This is a genomic window from Knoellia remsis, from assembly GCF_003002895.1.
GTDB classification, from domain to species: domain Bacteria; phylum Actinomycetota; class Actinomycetes; order Actinomycetales; family Dermatophilaceae; genus Knoellia; species Knoellia remsis.
The window spans coordinates 22,686-40,477 of the sequence record NZ_PVTI01000025.1 but is presented as its reverse complement, the minus strand read 5'-3'; the positions used below and the strand labels follow the sequence as shown (position 1 = coordinate 40,477).

General features: G+C 71.7%; 19 protein-coding genes and 1 tRNA gene. 3 read left to right on the top strand and 17 right to left on the bottom strand.

Features of this window, described 5'->3' with window-relative positions:
* Positions 1-28 precede the first annotated feature (28 nt).
* From BCF74_RS13775 to BCF74_RS13750, 6 genes are all read right to left on the bottom strand, one after another.
* Entirely contained in the window at positions 29-1,294 is a 1,266-nt protein-coding gene (locus BCF74_RS13775; RefSeq protein ID WP_146132975.1) for a GNAT family N-acetyltransferase, read from the bottom strand.
* 119 nt (positions 1,295-1,413) lie between these two features.
* Positions 1,414-1,486, bottom strand: a tRNA-Ala gene (locus tag BCF74_RS13770).
* Positions 1,487-1,565: 79 nt separating this feature from the next.
* The gene (locus tag BCF74_RS13765; RefSeq protein WP_106298533.1) at positions 1,566-2,219 is read right to left on the bottom strand and encodes a histidine phosphatase family protein; all 654 of its coding nucleotides are present in this window, start codon (positions 2,217-2,219) and stop codon (positions 1,566-1,568) included.
* Positions 2,216-2,596, bottom strand: a complete 381-nt coding sequence (rsfS, locus tag BCF74_RS13760; protein ID WP_106298532.1) for a ribosome silencing factor — start codon at positions 2,594-2,596, stop codon at positions 2,216-2,218. The genes BCF74_RS13765 and rsfS overlap by 4 nt, the downstream gene beginning before the upstream one ends.
* On the bottom strand, positions 2,583-3,230 hold the full coding sequence (nadD, locus tag BCF74_RS13755) for a nicotinate-nucleotide adenylyltransferase (protein ID WP_106298551.1): 648 nt from the start codon (positions 3,228-3,230) through the stop codon (positions 2,583-2,585). The genes rsfS and nadD overlap by 14 nt, the downstream gene beginning before the upstream one ends.
* A 32-nt stretch (positions 3,231-3,262) precedes the next feature.
* On the bottom strand, positions 3,263-3,505 hold the full coding sequence (locus tag BCF74_RS13750) for a hypothetical protein (protein ID WP_106298531.1): 243 nt from the start codon (positions 3,503-3,505) through the stop codon (positions 3,263-3,265).
* Between the two features lie 525 nt (positions 3,506-4,030).
* On the opposite strand from BCF74_RS13750, the gene BCF74_RS13745 reads away from it, so the two are divergent.
* On the top strand, positions 4,031-5,008 hold the full coding sequence (locus BCF74_RS13745; RefSeq protein ID WP_106298530.1) for a glycosyltransferase family 2 protein: 978 nt from the start codon (positions 4,031-4,033) through the stop codon (positions 5,006-5,008).
* 11 nt (positions 5,009-5,019) lie between these two features.
* On the opposite strand, the gene BCF74_RS13740 is transcribed toward BCF74_RS13745, so the two are convergent.
* From BCF74_RS13740 to BCF74_RS13730, 3 genes are all read right to left on the bottom strand, one after another.
* The gene (locus BCF74_RS13740; protein ID WP_106298529.1) at positions 5,020-5,370 is read right to left on the bottom strand and encodes a HepT-like ribonuclease domain-containing protein; all 351 of its coding nucleotides are present in this window, start codon (positions 5,368-5,370) and stop codon (positions 5,020-5,022) included.
* Positions 5,367-5,810 carry a helix-turn-helix domain-containing protein gene (locus BCF74_RS13735; protein WP_106298528.1) on the bottom strand — a complete coding sequence of 148 codons (444 nt, stop codon included), beginning with the start codon at positions 5,808-5,810 and terminating at the stop codon, positions 5,367-5,369. The genes BCF74_RS13740 and BCF74_RS13735 overlap by 4 nt, the downstream gene beginning before the upstream one ends.
* Positions 5,811-5,878: 68 nt before the next feature.
* Entirely contained in the window at positions 5,879-6,493 is a 615-nt protein-coding gene (locus BCF74_RS13730; RefSeq protein ID WP_106298527.1) for a TetR/AcrR family transcriptional regulator, read from the bottom strand.
* Positions 6,494-6,578: 85 nt separating this feature from the next.
* Between BCF74_RS13730 and BCF74_RS13725 the strand changes: the two genes are divergently transcribed.
* A complete protein-coding gene (locus tag BCF74_RS13725) occupies positions 6,579-7,304 on the top strand; it encodes a GAP family protein (protein WP_106298526.1) in 726 nt (241 codons plus the stop codon).
* 28 nt (positions 7,305-7,332) lie between these two features.
* On the opposite strand, the gene BCF74_RS13720 is transcribed toward BCF74_RS13725, so the two are convergent.
* Positions 7,333-8,631, bottom strand: coding sequence for a glutamate-5-semialdehyde dehydrogenase (locus BCF74_RS13720; RefSeq protein ID WP_106298525.1), 1,299 nt, complete (start codon positions 8,629-8,631; stop codon positions 7,333-7,335).
* A 218-nt stretch (positions 8,632-8,849) separates the two neighbouring features.
* On the opposite strand from BCF74_RS13720, the gene pdxY reads away from it, so the two are divergent.
* Positions 8,850-9,704 carry a pyridoxal kinase PdxY gene (pdxY, locus tag BCF74_RS13715; RefSeq protein ID WP_245889365.1) on the top strand — a complete coding sequence of 285 codons (855 nt, stop codon included), beginning with the start codon at positions 8,850-8,852 and terminating at the stop codon, positions 9,702-9,704.
* 57 nt (positions 9,705-9,761) lie between these two features.
* Here the strand turns inward: pdxY and BCF74_RS13710 are convergent, their stop codons facing one another.
* The 7 genes from BCF74_RS13710 to BCF74_RS13680 form a co-directional block, all read right to left on the bottom strand.
* The gene (locus tag BCF74_RS13710; protein WP_218279277.1) at positions 9,762-10,205 is read right to left on the bottom strand and encodes a guanyl-specific ribonuclease; all 444 of its coding nucleotides are present in this window, start codon (positions 10,203-10,205) and stop codon (positions 9,762-9,764) included.
* A gap of 200 nt (positions 10,206-10,405) precedes the next feature.
* Positions 10,406-11,533, bottom strand: coding sequence for a glutamate 5-kinase (gene proB / locus BCF74_RS13705; RefSeq protein WP_106298549.1), 1,128 nt, complete (start codon positions 11,531-11,533; stop codon positions 10,406-10,408).
* Between the two features lie 9 nt (positions 11,534-11,542).
* Positions 11,543-13,099 carry a GTPase ObgE gene (gene obgE / locus BCF74_RS13700; protein ID WP_106298523.1) on the bottom strand — a complete coding sequence of 519 codons (1,557 nt, stop codon included), beginning with the start codon at positions 13,097-13,099 and terminating at the stop codon, positions 11,543-11,545.
* A 10-nt stretch (positions 13,100-13,109) separates the two neighbouring features.
* Entirely contained in the window at positions 13,110-13,700 is a 591-nt protein-coding gene (locus BCF74_RS13695; protein WP_218279276.1) for a GNAT family N-acetyltransferase, read from the bottom strand.
* A gap of 197 nt (positions 13,701-13,897) precedes the next feature.
* The gene (rpmA, locus tag BCF74_RS13690) at positions 13,898-14,170 is read right to left on the bottom strand and encodes a 50S ribosomal protein L27 (RefSeq protein WP_106298522.1); all 273 of its coding nucleotides are present in this window, start codon (positions 14,168-14,170) and stop codon (positions 13,898-13,900) included.
* 36 nt (positions 14,171-14,206) lie between these two features.
* Positions 14,207-14,512, bottom strand: coding sequence for a 50S ribosomal protein L21 (gene rplU, locus BCF74_RS13685; protein ID WP_106298521.1), 306 nt, complete (start codon positions 14,510-14,512; stop codon positions 14,207-14,209).
* A 127-nt stretch (positions 14,513-14,639) separates the two neighbouring features.
* On the bottom strand, positions 14,640-17,669 hold the full coding sequence (locus BCF74_RS13680; RefSeq protein ID WP_106298520.1) for an Rne/Rng family ribonuclease: 3,030 nt from the start codon (positions 17,667-17,669) through the stop codon (positions 14,640-14,642).
* Between the last annotated feature and the right edge of the window lie 123 nt (positions 17,670-17,792).

Here is a 17,792-nt window from a genome sequence, read left to right as displayed (position 1 = left end):
ACCGCGCGCAATCTGCGTCAGGCGTCGCTCAGAAGTAGTCGCGGATGTGCACGGGGCGACTGAGCCCCAGCGTGTCCCACAGCCTGTATGCCGCCCGCGCACCGTCGCCGTCGGACCTCGCCGTCGCGAGGCCGGCGGCGACGACACTCTCCACGGGCATGACCCCGGCCCACGTGAGCGCGAGCCCGCGCGGGGTGAACGCGACTGCCGCCTCCCCTGCCGGCTCATCGAGCCGCGTGCACGACAGCGCACCGTCCGTGACGTCGAGGCGGTAGGTGCCGTCCGTCCCGGCGAGGTCGTCACCGGCGACAGCGAACGTGGTCGCGCCGGTGACCCCCGGCGCGGGCGAGACGGCCGCGAGCGCACCGGGGACGTCGATGATGCGAAGCATGTACGGCGCGCGGTGCACGATGGTGGTCGCCGTCATCGGCAGGGCGACATCGAGCTCGGCGGTGCCGCTGGTCTCGATCCGGGTCGTGCCGGTGACGGAGGCGAACGTGCCCAGGGTCGCGAGGAGGGCGTCGCGGGCCGCGGCCGTCGTCCAGAAGAGGTCGTCCGCCGTGATCGTCGCCTCGGGTCCGTAGCCCTGGCCGCGTTGCCACGCGAGGACGCCCTGGACCTCCTCGCCGCCGTTCGGACGGTCGGCGATCGCGAGGGTCACCGCCGTGAACCCGGCGAGCCAGGCGTCGGCGTCCGCGGGGAAGAGGACACCATCCCGGGTGAGCGGTCCGTTGCGCACCGAGGCCCAGCACGCGTAGAGGTCGCGGACGGTGGTGAAGTCGCGGGCGGTGGCGCGCCGGGTGCGGATCCCGGCCGGCCGGCGCACCTGGGCCAGGGCCGCCGTCGGCACGGCGACACCGGTGAGCTCGCCGACGAGCTCCCACCCGAACCCGCGATAGATCCCCGGAGCGGTCGGGAAGAGCGTCGAGATGACGGCGCCGCGGTCGCGCCCGTCGGCGACGACGGCCCTGAGGAGCTCACGCAGCAGCCCGCTCCCCCTGTGCTCCGCAGCCACGGTGACCCCGGCGACGCCGCACGTGGCGACGCGCCGCCCGTGAAAGACGCTCTCGTATGCCCGCCCGCTCGCCTTCGCGACGAGCTCACCGCCGTCGAACGCGCCGAAGGAGGTGACCCCGTCCGCCGGCCACGTCTCATCCTGTGCCGGCTCCGACGACGCGGGGGTGCCCGGTGCCGGTGGTGGGGTCGGCGGCGCTCCCCCGCCGAAGGCCTCGCGGCTGAGCCGCAGGCTCGCATCCTTGTCGTCCCTGCCGAGGCGGCGCAGCTGCACAGTCACGCCCGCGATCCTCGCAGAACGCGCCCGACCACTCACCCGGCTTGCGCCACGGCTGGCGAGCGGACGGCATACGGACAACGACGAAGGGACCGGACGTGTCGTCCGGCCCCTTCGAGATGTGGAGCATAGGAGATTCGAACTCCTGACCTCTTCCATGCCATGGAAGCGCGCTACCAACTGCGCCAATGCCCCGAGCCGCCCCGATGCGGGGCGTCCCTTGCGGGAACTGCAGAAGTTTACGACGGGCTCCGGCCCGCAAACAAATCGGGGTTTAGGCGAGGTCGTCGCCTCGGGCTCCGGCCGCAGCGGCCGACTGGTTCCACGTCTGGATCCGCCACCCGGAGCGCCCCTCGACGAGCTCGGCCCAGTGGCAGTTGCCGAGGCCACCGAGGGCGAGCCACGACGTGCGCTGGTCGATGCCGACGAGGTCGGCCGCGAGCGCCCTCCCGGCGACACCGTGGGTCGCGATGACGGCGCACTCCCCCGGCCCGAGCTCGGCGAGCAGGTCCTCGACCCCGGCGCGGCAGCGCGCGGCGACGTCGGCGACGGACTCGCCGTCGCCACCGCGCTTGAAGTCCTCGCCGCGCAGCAGTCGGTCCATGTCCTCGGGGTAGCCCGCGCGAACCTCGTCACCGGTGAGCCCCTGCCACGCGCCGGCGTGGATCTCGCGGAAGCGCGGGTCGGTCGAGAACGGGATGTCGTCGACGCGTGCCACCGTCTGCCCCGTGTCGGCGGCGCGGGCGAGGTCGGAGGCGACGACGCGCACGGGGCGCAGTGCCGCGACGGCGGTGGCCGCGGCGGCGGCCTGGGCGATGCCGCGCTCGGACAGCGGCGAGTCGAGCTGGCCCTGCCAGATACCCGCGGCGTTGTGCGAGGTCTCGCCGTGACGGAGCACGACGAGCCGGCGCGGGCCAGATGCGGTCACCGGCTGCTCTGCTCGGTGCCGACAACGCCGAGGTCGATCTCGGGGCAGTCCTTCCAGAGCCGCTCGAGCTCGTAGAACTCGCGCTCGTCGTCGTGCTGGACGTGCACGACGATGTCACCGAAGTCGATGAGCACCCACCGACCGTCGCGCTGGCCCTCGCGGCGCACCGGCTTGGCGTCGAGCTCGCGCAGCGAGTCCTCGATGGCGTCGACGACGGCACCGACCTGGCGCTCGGACTCGGCCGAGGCGATGACGAAGACATCGGTGAGGGCGAGCTGCTCGCTCACGTCGATGCCGACGATCGTCGTCGCGAGCTTGTCCGCGCCCGCGTGGGCGGCGGCGCGAGCCAGCTGGAGGGAACGTTCAGAGGCTGTCACGGGACTCCTTCGCCGGAGCGGCAGGTGCGCCCGGAGGCGCAGCCGGCGCGGCGGCATACAGACGATGCTTGTTGATGTACTGGACGACCCCGTCGGGCACGAGGTACCAGACCGGCTCGCCGTCGGCGACGCGCTCACGGCAGTCCGTCGAGCTGATCGCCATGGCCGGCACCTCCTGGAGGGTGACCTTGTCGTCCGGCAGGCCGGACTCGGACAGCTCGTAGCCGGGCCGGGTGACGCCGATGAAGTGCGCGAGCTCGAACAGCTCGTCGGCGTCCTTCCACGACAGGATCTGCGCGAGGGCGTCCGCTCCCGTGATGAAGAACAGCTCGTCCTCGGGATAGAGCCGCCGCAGGTCACGCAGCGTGTCGATGGTGTAGGTCGGGCCATCGCGCTCGATGTCGACCCGGCTCACCTGGAAGCGCGGGTTCGACGCCGTCGCGACCACGGTCATGAGGTAGCGGTGCTCGGGCTCGCTGACGTCCCGGTCCGCCTTCTGCCACGGCTGACCCGTCGGCACGAAGATGACCTCGTCGAGGTCGAACAGCGACTGCACCTCGGACGCGGCGACGAGGTGTCCGTGGTGGATCGGGTCGAAGGTGCCACCCATGACACCGAGTCGACGGCGCGCCACGGGCGTCGACTGCGCCTGCTCGGGCACTGCGCTCAGCGCTTGGCCTCGGTCTCGTCGTGCATCGTGCCGCCGTGGGCGTGCGCGAGCTCGGTCGAGTGGTGGTCGTTGCGCTCACTGTCCGGCGTGTACTTCTGCGCGTTGCCGCGGAACGCCCAGAGGACCGCCAGCAGGATGGCGAAGATGACGAGGGCGAGCACTCCGAATCCCCACGCGGGCAGCGGCAGCTCGTTCACGACTTCCTCGCTGGTGAGGACACGGGCGGCATACGACGTCATGGACGCCAGCCTACCCGGCCCGGCTGGGGCGAGTTGTCCACCGGCTTCGTCCACAGGCCTGTGCACGGGAGCACGACGGTCGTCGGCAGACTGTGGACGACACGCGCGGGCGGAGCCGTTCATCGAGAAAGCCTCCGATCAGGTTGCGTCCCAACCGGTTTGGGCGCTAGACAGGACCCCACGAACACCCGCCGGGAGCCACTCCGGCTCGCGTCGGGAGTCGGGTCGAAGGAGAACGGCTGTGCCGCCGGCACCGGGCGACCGGGGTCGGATCTGGGGGCAACCCCACACCGTGAGCGACATCGCGGGGCACACCGCGGCCGACGGCCCGAGCCGAAGTTCGTCCCGGGAGACCGGGGCGGCGCCAATGTCGCGTGGCACCCTCGGCGGGTACGCCCGCCGGGACCGACCGGCTCACCACACAGGGTGTGACCCAGTGCCGCAGGCCCCCGATCTCATACATCGGGGGCCTTCGGTATGCCGTGCGCTCTCGTCGTCTGCGCCCCTCCCCCTACGCTGAACCCCATGTCCGCGCCGACCCCCGACGCTCCCGTGACGCTGAGCATCGTCATCCCGATGTTCAACGAGGAGGACGTCCTCCCCCTGCTCGTCGAGCGGCTGCGGCCGATCGCGGACGGCCTGGGCACGGCATACGAGATCGTCGCCGTCGACGACGGCAGCAGTGACGCGACTCCCCTGGTCCTCGAACGGCTGCGGCGCGACTGGCCGCAGCTGCGGGTGCTGCGGCTGCGTGCCAACGCCGGCCACCAGGCCGCGATCTCCGCCGGCCTCGACCGGGCCCGGGGGGACTACGTCGTCACCCTCGACGCCGACCTCCAGGACCCACCGGAGGTCATCCCCGAGATGCTGCGCATCGCCCGCGAGGACGGTGTCGACGTCGTCTACGGCGTGCGCGAGGACCGCTCGAGCGACACCGCGTTCAAGCGGGGCTCGGCGCGCGTCTTCTATCGGCTGATCCGCAAGGTGAGCGACATCGACGCCCACGTGGACGCCGGCGACTACCGGCTCATGTCGCGCGCCACGGTGGACGCGGTGAACTCCCTGCCCGAGTCCGGCCGGGTGCTGCGGTTCGTCGTGCCGGCACTGGGGTTCCCGTCGGGGACGGTCGGCTATGCCCGCGAGGAACGCGCGGCCGGCACCTCGAAGTACCCGCTGTCGAAGATGCTGCGCCTCTCGGTCGACTCGGTGACGGGGTTCTCCCTCGCACCGCTGCGGTTCGCGACGTGGCTGGGGCTCCTCGGCGGTCTTGCCTCGCTCTGCGTGCTGGCCTATGCCCTCATCGCGCGGCTGCTCGACCACGCCCTCCCCGGCTGGACGTCGACGGTCGTCATCGTCTCGGCGGTGGGGGCCGTGCAGCTGCTCGCGCTCGGCATCCTCGGTGAGTACGTCGGGCGGATGTATGCCGCGATGCAAGCCCGGCCGTCCTACTTCATCGCCCACGACTCCCTCGAGAAGGGCCGGCGACCCGACGGAGCCACCTGAGCGTCGCTGGCTCACAGTTCCTGGCGGACGACCTCGGCCAAGTAGGCGCGAAGCGCGGGGACGTCCCCGATCACCGTGCGCCACACCCGCCGCGGCTCGAGGTCGTCGTACTGGTGCACGGCCAAGTTGCGCATCGCCACGATCTGTCGCCACGGCTGTCCCGGAAACCGGTCCAAGACCTCGTCAGGGATTCGGTTGATCGTCTCGCCGATCCTGATCAGCCCCAGCTCGACCGCCCATTGGGTTCGGACGTCGGCCACGAACTCGTCCTCGCGCATCCGCACCAGATCGGTCAGCACATCGCACAGTGCGATGGTGCGCTCCACGGCGTCTCGCGCCTTCGCGGCCGGATCGGCGCTCACACCGGGACGGCTTCGCTCAGGACGCGCGCACGAACGTCACCGCGCAAGGTGTCGAGCCCGACCACGTCCACCTCGACCTGCAGCAGGTCGGTGAGAGCCAGACGCAGGCCCACCTCGTCCAGCAGGCTCGCCGAGTCGGAGAACTCGACGAGGAGGTCGATGTCGGACCCCGCCCGGTCCTCGCCTCGGGCGGCGGACCCGAAGACCCGCGCATCCCGGGCGCGGTGGGCAGCCACGAGCGCGCGGATCTCGCCCCGGTGGACATCGATGCGCCGCGCCGCAGGGACGTGAAGTGCCTCGCGGATTCGTCGCAACACCGCAGGGGACGGGGACCGCCGGGCGTTCTCGTACGCCGACAGGTTCGGTTGGGGCACGCCGGCTGCCCGGGCGAGCTGCGACTGGCTCAGCCCGGCAGCGAGGCGAGCCGCGCGGATGTCCATACCTGCAGCATACGCGCAAGGTTATCGACCGCGATATGTCACCAGCGGCGGCGACCGTCGGCACGCCCCTAGCTCGGCTCGTGCGCAAGTGCTGACAGCCGAGCCCGCAGGAGGGTCCTGGCTCGCGCCGGGGTGAGCTTCTCGGGCAGGGTCGCGCCGAGGAAGCTCAGGCCGTCGACGAACACCTGGAGCTCGTCGACGTCATCTCGCAGCGCCTTCGGCACGGCCCCGATCTGGCGCGGGTAGGGCCCGCCCCTGACATCGGCCAGGGCGAGGGCGCAGATGTGTCGTTCGCCGTGCCACACGGCTTCGGCCAGCTCCGGTCGCCCGTCTCGTGTCCGCTCGCGCGCCATGAACGCGAGATAGACGCGCACCTCGGCGATCCGGTCGGAGTCGAGCGGGAGCAGCTGCACGAGCAACGCCATGGCACGGTCGAGGCCGGGTTCCATCGTGTCGAGGACGTCCTGTATGCGTGCGGGCACCCCCGCGACCATGTCGTTCACGGCGAAGTCGAGCAGCTCGTCCTGGCTCGTGAAGTAGTAGCGCAGCGCTCCCACGGACCAGCCCGCCTCGGCCGCCACGGCCCGCACCGTTGCACCCGCCACGCCGTGGTCGGCGACGACGCGACGGACGGCCGCGCCGAGCTCGGCGCGGCGGGCATCGTGGTCGACAACCTTGGGCATCCGGCTATTTTGACACAGCCGTGCGGTTATGGTCCACTGGAGGCATCGTTCCGATACAAACGTGTTGAAAAAGGGGTCAGGGACCATGGAACTCGCAGCACTCGGCGGACTGGCAGTGCTCGCCCTCATCGACAGCACGAGCTTCGGCACCCTCGGGGTGCCCGTCTGGATGCTCGTGCAGCCACGTGTGCGCATCGCGGCCGTGCTCACCTACCTCGGCGTCATCGCCGGCTTCTACTGGCTCCTCGGGCTCGTGCTCCTCGGTGGCGCGAGCGCGCTCGCCGGCCTCTCCGACGACCTCGCCACGCTCGCCGACAGCCCGGCGTTCCTGTGGGGCCAGCTGGCCGTCGGCGTCGGGCTCTTCCTGCTCAGCTTCCGGTTCGACAAGAAGCGCTCGGCCGCCCGTCGTGCCGCGCGCGGCGGCAAGCCCACCCGGATGGAGCAGCTCAGCCAGCGCGCCGTCGGCCCCGACGCGACGTTCGGGACGGTGGCCACGATCGCGCTCGTCGCCGGCGTCATCGAGGCGGCCTCGATGCTCCCCTACCTCGCCGCCGTCGGCATCATCACGACCGCGGGGCTGGGGTTCGCCGCCAATGCCGGGCTGCTCGCAGGGTATGTCGTGGTCATGATCGTCCCGGCACTGGTCCTGCTCGGGTTGCGGCTCTCGCTCCACGAGCGGATCGCCCCGGTGCTCGGCAAGGTCAACGACTGGCTGCAGCGGTCCAAGGACGAGATGCTCGCGTGGGTCCTCGGGATCATCGGGTTCCTCGTCGCGGTCAACGCCGTGCAGGCGCTGGGTCTCATCGAGTGACGACCCGGGGACGGCGCGGTCAGCGCGGTCAGCGCACCTGACCGTCGCCCTCGACGATCCACTTCGTCGTCGTGAGCTCGGGCAGCGCCATCGGCCCGCGCGCGTGGAGCTTCTGGGTCGAGATGCCGATCTCGGCGCCGAACCCGAACTCGCCGCCGTCGGTGAACCGCGTCGAGGCGTTGACCATGACCGCAGCAGCATCGACCTCCGTGGTGAACCGGCGCGCGGCTGCCCGGTCCTGCGTGACGATCGCCTCGGTGTGTCCGCTGCTGTGCTCGCGGATGTGCGCCAGGGCCGCGTCGAGGTCGGGGACGACGCCGACGGCCATCTCGAGGGCGAGGTACTCGGTGTCCCAGTCCTCGTCCGTCGCGTCGTCGTGCGGTATGCCGGCCGCGTCCGCCGCGCTGCCGGCCGCCGGATCCGTGTGGAGACGGACGCCGCTGTCGGCGAGGGCCGTGAGCACTCGGGGCAGGAACTCGGCGGCCACGGACTCGTGGACGAGGAGCGACTCGGCGGCGTTGCACACGCTCGGCCGGTGGGTCTTGGCGTTGACGGTGATGGCGAGCGCCGTGTCGAGGTCGGCCGCGGCGTCGATGTAGACGTGGACGTTGCCGACGCCGGTCTCGATGACCGGGACGGTCGACTCGGTGACGACGGTCTGGATGAGGCCCGCTCCCCCGCGCGGGATGATGAGGTCGACGAGCCCGCGCGCGGTGAGGAGGTCCCTGACGGCCTCGCGGCCACCCTCGAGGAGGCCGATCGCGTCGGCGGGCAGCCCCTGCTTCTCGAGCGCGCCGCGCATGACGGCGACGAGCGCCCGGTTGGTCTCCTCGGCCGCGGACCCGCCGCGCAGGATGACGGCGTTGCCCGACTTCAGGCCGAGCCCGGCGGCGTCGACCGTGACGTTGGGGCGGGCCTCGTAGATGATGCCGACGACGCCCATGGGCACGCGGACCTGGCGGATCTGGAGGCCGTTGGCGAGCGTCGAGCCGCGGACGACCTCACCGACGGGGTCGGGCAGGGCGGCGATGTCGCGCAGGGCGGTGGCGCAAGCGGCGACCCGCTCGGCGTCGAGGGTGAGCCGGTCGACGAGCCCGTCGGCCATGCCATCGGCGCGACCGCGTTCGACGTCCTTTGCATTGGCGGCGACGATCGTGTCGGTCGCGGCTTCGAGCGCGTCGGCCATGGCGTGCAGGGCCGCGTCCTTGTCGCCGCGGGAGAGCCCGACGAGGGTGAGCGAGGCGGTGCGAGCGCGGGCCGCGAGCACGCCGACGCCCGCCGCGGTCTCCGTGGCGGGGTCGAACGTCTCGGCAGTCTCGGCAGCCATGGCTCCAGCGTAGGTCGCTGCTGGACCGACGGACGTGCAATGCCCAGCCATCGAGTCCTCCGACCCGTGCGGCCCCGCATGCTTCCCACAACCGTGACCCATTGCACGTCCGTCGGTTCGACCCGGACGGCGAGCGGACGGCATACGCGACCGCCGAAGGCACAGCGCGAGGGGACGGCATACCTGATCGTCCGACCGGCGGTGGGAGGATGGCGGACGTGACGACGATCCTCTCCATCCAGTCCGCGGTCGCCTACGGCCACGTCGGCAACAGCGCGGCGGTCTTCCCGATGCAGCGCCTCGGTGTCGAGGTGTGGCCGGTCAACACGGTGCACTTCAGCAACCACACGGGGTATGGCGCGTGGCGCGGACCGCTCATGGCTCCCGGTGACGTGCGCGACGTCATCACTGGCGTCGAGGAGCGCGAGGCGCTGGCGGAGGTCGACGCGGTGCTGTCGGGCTACCAGGGCGGCGAGGAGATCGGCGACGTCATCCTCGACGCGGTGGCCCGGGTCAAGGCCGCCAACCCGGACGCGATCTATGCCTGCGACCCGGTGATGGGCAACGCGAAGTCAGGGTGCTTCGTCCACCCAGCGATCCCGGTGCTGCTGCGCGAGCGGGTCGTGCCGGCGGCCGACCTCATCACCCCGAACCAGTTCGAGCTGGGGTTCCTCACCGAGACCGAGCCCGAGACGCTCGAGGACACGCTCGCCTCGGTGGACCGAGCCCGGGACATGGGTCCGTCGACGGTGCTCGTGACGTCGGTGCTGCGGCCGGACCGACCCGCCGACACGATCGAGATGCTCGCCGTCCACGGCGACGGCGCGTGGATCGTTCGGACCCCGCACCTGCCGATGAAGGCCAACGGTTCCGGCGACGTCACGGCGGCGCTGTTCACGACGCACCTGCTCCAGACCGGTGACGCCGCAGTCGCGCTCGGCCGGACGGTGTCGAGCGTCTTCGACCTGCTGCAGCGGACGCTGGACTCGGGCCGGCGCGAGCTGCAGCTCGTCCAGTCGCAGGAAGAGATCGCGAACCCGCGGATGCAGTTCGAGGTCGAGCAGATCCGCTGACGCCGGACCCTCGTTGCGGTATGCCGGCCGGGCACCAGCGTGTGCGTGCGCGCCCCCTCAGACGCCGGTGATCGTGCAGAAGGATGCGTAGTGGTCGGCGGTGTAGTACCAGTTCGGCGGGTCGGTGAGCGGAGCTCCGCCGGTCACGATGCGCCGTGCGCCGCGGTCCGGCGAGCCGGGTGTCTCCACGGTGTACTCGTGGTAGTAGCCGGTCGTCTTCGGCGGGAGCAGACCCTCCCGGTTCTGGAAGACGCCGCCGTCGGCGCTGTAGGGGAAGGGCCCGCCGGCCTTGATGAGGTTCGCGGTGTCCGTGGCCTCGGGCGGCAGGCTCGACAGGGCGCACTCCGGCAGGGCCGCGGTGCGGGTCTCGAGCGCGGTCGCTCCCGGGGCCGTGCGGGGCTGGGTGTCGGGTTGGGCCTGGGCCTGCGCGCCAAGCAGCAGTCCGGTGGCGAGAACGGTGGCGGAGGTGAAGCGGCTGGCCCGTCGGGTGATCGTCATCATGACCACGAGGCTGCCTCAGTGACTCGCCTGCCCGGGTGAGCAGCGGATGAGGAGTTGGTCAGCACTTGGCAAAGCGTCGTCCCGAACCGTCCAATTGGGTGACATCGGGACGGCCGCCTCGTCCCGAACCGTCCGATGGGGTGACATCGGGACAGCGGCCTCGTCCCGAACCGTCCGATGGGGTGAGATCGGGACGGCGGTCAGAGCAGGACGAGGTCGTCGCGGTGGATGACCTCGCGCTCGTAGGCCGCACCGAGGTCACGCGCGAGCTCGTGCGTCGTCCGCCCCAACATCGGCGGTAGCTCGCTCGACGAGTAGTTCACGAGGCCGCGGGCCACCGCTCGCCCGTCCGGGGCGCACACGTCGACGGGGTCGCCGCCGGTGAACGTCCCCTGCACCTCGACGATCCCCGCGGGCAGGAGCGACGTGCGCCGCTTCGTCAGTGCCGCGACCGCGCCGTCGTCGACGACGAGTCGGCCACGTGGCGCGGTCGCGTGCGCGATCCACAGCTGACGGGATGCCTTGGTGCGCGACCCCGGCGCGAACACCGTGCCGACGTCCTCCCCCGCCAGCGCACGTCCAGCGTCCGCGAGCCGCGTGAGCACAGTTGGTATGCCGGCCGCGCCGGCGATGCCGGCCGACTCCACCTTGGTCGTCATGCCACCGCTGCCGACGCTCGAGCCGGTGCCGCCGATCTCGACTCCGTCGAGGTCGGCCGGTGACAGGACCGCGGGAATCCGTGACGAACCCGCTCGGGTGGGCGGGCCGTCATACAGGGCATCGACGTCGGTGAGCAGGACGAGCGCGTCGGCACCGACGAGGTGCGAGACGAGGGCGGCGAGCCGGTCGTTGTCGCCGAAGCGGATCTCCTGGGTCGCGACGGTGTCATTCTCGTTGACGACGGGCACGATGCCAAGGTCGAGCAGGCGGGTGAGGGTGCGCCGGGCGTTGGTGTAGTGCGTGCGCCGGGTGACGTCGTCGGCCGTGAGCAGGACCTGGCCCACGGTGAGGTGGTGTCGCGCGAAGGCCCGAGCGTAGGCCGCGACGAGGGCTCCCTGCCCGACGCTCGCCGCCGCCTGCTGGGTCGCGAGGTCGCGGGGCCGCCGGTTCAGGCTGAGTGGGCCGAGGCCGGCAGCGATGGCACCGGAGGAGACGAGGACGACCTCTCCCCCGCGCGCCCGCACGCGAGCGAGCTCGTCGACGAGGCCGACGAGGCGGGCCTCGTCGAGGGCGCCACCGCCCGGGCCGGTCAGCGAGGACGAACCGACCTTGACGACGACGCGGCGGGCCTCGCCCACCGCGGCGCGCAGGACCGCCTCAGTGCCCACGGTCACCGCTCACGCGTCGCCGGTGCCGGCGGACTCGTCCTCGTCGCCGTCGCGCACCGTCGCCCAGTGCCCGGCCCGGCGCTCGGCCGCGAGCTCCTCGCGCGCGGCGGTCTGGGCGTCCTTGCGGCCGTGGAACTCCTCGCGCTTCTGGCTGCGGGTCTTGCGGTCGGACTCGTCGAGGCGCAGGTCGGTGCCGCGCGGACCGGTGAGCAGCTCGGCACCCGCGGCCATGGTCGGCTCCCAGTCGAAGACGACGGAGTTCTCCTCGGGACCGATGACGACGGTCGAGCCGGCGACGGCACCGGCCTTGAACAGCTCGTCCTCGACACCGAGGCGGTTGAGCCGGTCGGCGAGGTAGCCGACGGCCTCGTCGTTGGAGAAGTCGGTCTGCCGGATCCACCGGGTCGGACGCTCGCCGAGGACGCGGAAGATCTCGCCCTCGCTGGTGTTCTCGCGACGCACGGTGAAGCCGGAGTCGTCCACGGCCTTGGGTCGGATGATCGTGCGCGGCCGCTCGACGACCTCGGCCTCGAGCTCTGCCCGAGCTTCGGCGACGTGACGGGCCAGCGCGAACGACAGCTCCTTGAGGCCGATGTGCGCGACGGCGCTGACGATGTGCACCTCGAGTCCCCGCTCCTCGAGCATCGGCTTGACCATCTCGGCGAGGTCGCGCGCCTCGGGCACGTCGGCCTTGTTGAGGACGACGATGCGGGTGCGCTCCGAGAGCGGACGGCCACCGAGGGAGTTGTCGGGGACGTAGGCCGCGAGCTCGGACTCGATGACCTCGAGGTCGGTCATCGGGTCGCGGCCGGGCTCGAGGGTCGCACAGTCCACGACGTGCGCCAGCACCGAGCAACGCTCGACGTGACGGAGGAACTCCAGGCCGAGGCCCTTGCCCTCGCTCGCACCCGGGATGAGGCCGGGCACGTCGGCGATGGTGTAGCGCTCGCTGCCCGCGGTGACGACCCCGAGGTTCGGTACGAGGGTCGTGAACGGGTAGTCCGCGATCTTGGGCTTGGCCGCGCTGAGCACCGAGACGAGCGAGGACTTGCCCGCGCTGGGGAAGCCGATGAGGGCGACGTCGGCAAGCGACTTCAGCTCGAGGACGATGTCGAGGCTGTCTCCGGGCTCGCCGAGCAGGGCGAAGCCGGGAGCCTTGCGCCGTGCGGATGCGAGCGCCTTGTTGCCGAGCCCACCGCGGCCGCCGCGAGCGACGACGAACTCGGCGTCGGCACCCACGAGGTCGGCGAGGACGTCGCCGGCGGCATTCTTGACGACCGTGCCCTCGGGGACGGGCAGGACGAGGTCTGCGCCGTCGCCGCCGTTGCGCTCGTCGCCGGCGCCGGGCTTGCCGTTGGCGGCACGCCGGTGCGGGCTGTGGTGGTAGTCGAGCAGTGTCGTGGCCTGCGGATCGACTCGCAGGATCAGCGAGCCGCCCTTGCCGCCGTTGCCGCCGTCGGGCCCGCCGAGCGGCTTGAACTTCTCGCGCTTGACGGAGGCGACACCGTGTCCGCCGTCACCGGCCGCGACGTGCAGGACAACGCGGTCCACGAAGTTGACGGCCATACCCGCCAGTCTATGCGGGGCGCCGCACCATCCCCCACACCGGCGGAGCGCCCTCGGGCCCGCCGTCGAGCCGGGACGTCACCTCGAACCCGAACCGCTCGTAGAGGCGCAGGTTCCGCTCGTTGCTGTTCTCGAGGTATGCCGTCCGCCCGCCTTCGCGGTCGAGCTGCGCGAGGCGGTAGTTCAGCAGGGCCGACCCGACACCCTTGCCGGGCTCGGTGGCGCCGAGGTGGGCGAGGTACCAGAACGGCTCCTGCGGCCGGTGCCGCGCCATCCACTCCTCGACCTGGGCGCCCTTGCGCGCGTCGCGTCCGAGGGCGCGCAGGAAGCCCGGGCCGGCGCGCAGCCGCGACATCAGCGACGGTGCGTGACCCGGCGGGTCCCAGACCCCGACGCCGACGACCCTGCGCCCGTCGACGGCGAGGTCGACGCTGGCAGCGTCACCGTGCTGGAAGCGGAGCAGGGTGTCCCAGAGGATGCGGTCGCGCTCGGGGCGGCTGCCGATGAACCGGTTGACCGGGTCGTAGCGGAACGCCGTCGCGAGAGCCGCCGCCGCGTCCTTGCGCTCACCCTGTCGCATCTCCCGCACCGTCACCGCCATGCCCCCATCCTGCCCGCTCTCCCCCGACTGATTGCGCACAGTTCGCATCCTCGCTTCGCGTCGGATGCGAACTGTGCGCAATCAGTCGGGGCAGTTCTGCCGGGAACCGGCAATCAGTTGGGGTGGGGACAGCGAAAGGCGCCCGTATGTCGCGTGGTGAGCACGCGGCATACGGGCGCCTTGTCGGTGCGCCGAGGTCACTCCGCGGAGGCGGTCTCCTCGACGGGGACGATGTTGACGACCTTGCGGCGACGCTTGGTGCCGAACTCGACGTTGCCGGCGACGAGCGCGAAGAGCGTGTCGTCACCGCCGCGGCCGACGCCGTCGCCGGGGTGGAAGTGCGTGCCACGCTGGCGGACGATGATCTCGCCCGCGTTGACGAGCTGGCCGCCGAAGCGCTTCACGCCGAGTCGCTGTGCGTTGCTGTCACGACCGTTGCGGGTCGAGGACGCACCCTTCTTGTGTGCCATGTCTGCTGCCTACCTTCGTGAGTCTGGGGGAACCGCTCAGGCGTCGATCGCGGTGATCTTGACCTGGGTCAGCGGCTGACGGTGGCCCTGACGCTTCTTGTAGCCGGTCTTGTTCTTGTACTTCATGATCGTGATCTTGGGGCCCTTGGCGGCCTTGACGACCTCGGCCTTCACGGACACCTTCGCCAGCTTCGCCGCGTCGGAGGTGACGGTCGAGCCGTCGACGACGAGGAGCGGGGTCAGGTCGATGCTGTCGCCGGCCTGGCCGGCCTTGTCGATCAGGAGGACGTCTCCGACGGAGACCTTCTCCTGCCGACCGCCTGCGCGAACAATCGCGTACACAGTTGGACTCACTTTCGGTTCAGGATGCGCTCGCTCTTCGGTGACCGGCTGATAGCTACCCCACTGCCCGCGTGCTCAGCACTCGGGACACAGGACATCGGCTCGGTGGGCGCACCGACTGTCTAGGTTACTGGCTCGCCTCGGGCTGGTCCAAATCCGCGCTGGCCTGCTCGGTCACCGGATCGCCCGCCGGCTCGTGGCGGGGCGGACCGGCCGGTGCGACGACCCGGCCGCGCTTGCGGCGCGGGCGCACAACTGGCTCCTCGAGCGGCGCCTGGACGGTGACGGCCGCGGGGTCGGCGGGCACGTCGGCCGTGGTGGCCTCGGTGGTCGCGCCCGAGGGTGACTCGGTGGACGCCGGCTCGACGATGACGCGCGGCGTCTCGTCGGCCGCCGTGGCGTCAGCCGCAGTCGTGTCGTCCGTCGCCGTGGTCCCGTCGGTCGCCGTGGTCCCGTCGGTCGCGGTCGTGTCGTCGGTCGCCATCGTCCCGGCGCTGGTGTCGGACCCCGGCTGCTCGGTGGCGGCGAGCTCGGCGACGTCGTCGTCGGCGGCCTCCCCCGACATCGACTTGATCGCCGCCGCGTGCGCGGCCGCCGCGATCTGGGCAGCGGTCGGGCCGCTGGAGGCGGGCTTGTCCTCGGTCGCGGAGGCCTTGTCGGCCGAGCCGTCCGAGCCCTTGCCGCGCCGGCCACGGCCGCGACCGGAGCCGCCGCCGCTGCCGCCCTGGCCGCCGTGGTTGTGGCTGCCGCCACCACCGTTGCCGCCCTCGCCGCCACCGGAGCGCTCGATCGGCTCGCTGTGGATGAGGAAGCCGCGGCCGTCGCAGTGGGTGCAGGTCTCGCCGAAGACCTCGATGAGGCCCGAGCCGACCCGCTTGCGGGTCATCTGCACGAGGCCGAGCGAGGTGACCTCGGCGACCTGGTGCTTCGTCCGGTCGCGGCCGAGGCACTCGAGGAGGCGTCGCACGACGAGGTCGCGGTTGGACTCGAGGACCATGTCGATGAAGTCGATGACGATGATTCCGCCGATGTCGCGCAGCCGGAGCTGGCGGACGATCTCCTCGGCGGCCTCGATGTTGTTCTTGGTGACCGTCTCCTCGAGGTTGCCGCCCGAGCCGACGAACTTGCCGGTGTTGACGTCGACGACGGTCATCGCCTCGGTCCGGTCGATGACGAGCGAGCCACCCGAGGGCAGCCAGACCTTGCGGTCCATCGCCTTGGCGATCTGCTCGTCGACGCGGTAGTGCGCGAAGAGGTCCTCCTCGGAGGTCCAGTGCGTGAGGCGTGCCGCGAGGTCGGGTGCGACGTCCTCGACGTAGCCGCTGACCTCGGACCACGCCTGGTCGCCGGAGACGATGAGCTCCTTGAAGTCCTCGGTGAAGACGTCGCGGATGACCCGGACGGTGAGGTCGGCCTCGCCGTGGAGCAGGACCGGCGCGCCGCCGCTGCTGGCCTTCTTCGCCTTGGCGGAGTCGACCTTCTTCTGGATCTTCTCCCACGCCTTGGTGAGCCGCTCGACGTCGGCGCGCAGCTCCTCCTCGCTCGCACCCTCGGCGGCGGTGCGCACGATGACGCCGGCGGACTCGGGCACGACCTCCTTGAGGATCTTCTTGAGACGGGCCCGCTCGGTGTCGGGAAGCTTGCGCGAGATACCCGTCATCGAGCCCTCGGGCACGTAGACGAGGTAGCGGCCGGGCAGCGAGATCTGGCTCGTGAGCCGGGCGCCCTTGTGGCCGATCGGGTCCTTCGTCACCTGGACGAGGACGGTGTCGCCGGAGGAGAGGGCGTTCTCGATCCGCTTGGGCTGGTTCTGCTCCAGGCCCGCGGCGTCCCAGTTGACCTCACCGGCGTACAGGACGGCGTTGCGGCCCTTGCCGATGTCGACGAAGGCGGCCTCCATCGACGGCAGGACGTTCTGGACCCGGCCGAGGTAGACGTTGCCGGCCATCGACGCGTTCGTCTCGCGGGAGACGTAGTGCTCGACGAGCACCCCGTCCTCGAGGACGCCGATCTGGGTCTTGTCGCCCTTGCCGCGCACCGTCATGACGCGGTCGACGGACTCGCGGCGGGCGAGGAACTCGGCCTCGGTGATGATCGTGCGGCGGCGTCCGGCCTCGCGGCCCTCGCGACGCCGCTGCTTCTTGGCCTCGAGACGCGTGGAGCCCTTGACCGCGGTCGGAGCGTCGCGGTCCTTGCGCGGCTCACGGACCTTGGTCACGGTGCCGGGCGGGTCGTCTCCCTCGGTCGCGCCACCGGAGCGTCGGCGCCGACGGCGGCGACGGCTCGAACCGCTCTCGCCGTCCTTGTCGTCCCTGTCGTCCTTGTCCGCGTCGGACGCCTCACCATCACGGTCGTCGGAGTCCTTGGCGGACGTCTTCCCAGACTTGGCCTTGCCCTCCGTGTCGTCCTGCGACGACTTCTCCTGCTCGTCACCCTGGTCGGCCTTGTCCCCGCCCCGTCCGCGGCGGCCACGGCCGCCCCGGCGGCGACGCCGGCCGCCGCCCTGCGGGTCGTCGGCCTCGTCGGACGTCGCGGGGTGATCGGCCCCCTCGGCCTCGGCGGGCGCCTGGTCCTCGTCCCGGTCGGCGGGCCGCTCGGCGGGGGCCTGCGCGGGAGAGGTGGCGCGACGGCGCCGCGGGGCCTTGGTGAGGTCCGGGGCCTGGAAGAGGAGCCCGAAGGTCGACGTCGCGGCAGGAGCCTCAGCGGTGTCGCCCTCGTCGGTGGTCGCCTCGCTCTGCTGCTCTGCGGCGGGGTGCGTATCCGCGAGCTGTTCGTCGGCGGCTGCGGACTCCTCGGAGGCGGGAGCGGCGTCCCCGTCCTCGGCGGCCTTCGTGCTCGCCTTCTTCGCACCCTTCTTGGTCGCCTTCGCGGCCTTCTTGGCGGTCTTGCGGGCCCGTTTCTTGGGTGCGCCCTCGTCGGCGGCCGTCTCGGTGGTGGGCTCGTCGGGTGTGACGTCAGCGGCGGCGGCGTCGCCGGTCGCGGGCTGCGCCTCGGGTGCCGGAACCGGCTCCGGCGCGGCGGCCTTCTTCGTGGCGCGGCGCCGCTTCGGCTTCGCCGTGGGCGCCTCGGCGGTCTCGACGGGCGCGTCGGTCCCCGCGTCAGCGGTGACCGTCACGTCCGTCGTGGGTTCGTTGGTGGTGTCGTCCTGGGTAGCCATCGGCTCTGGCCCTTCCGGCGCCACGATGGCCGTCAGCCACACCACCAGGACCAGTCCTGGTCTTCCGGCCCCGTGGGGCTCGTGTTGGGGTATCGCACCGGTTTTTCAGGTCCGGCACGGAAG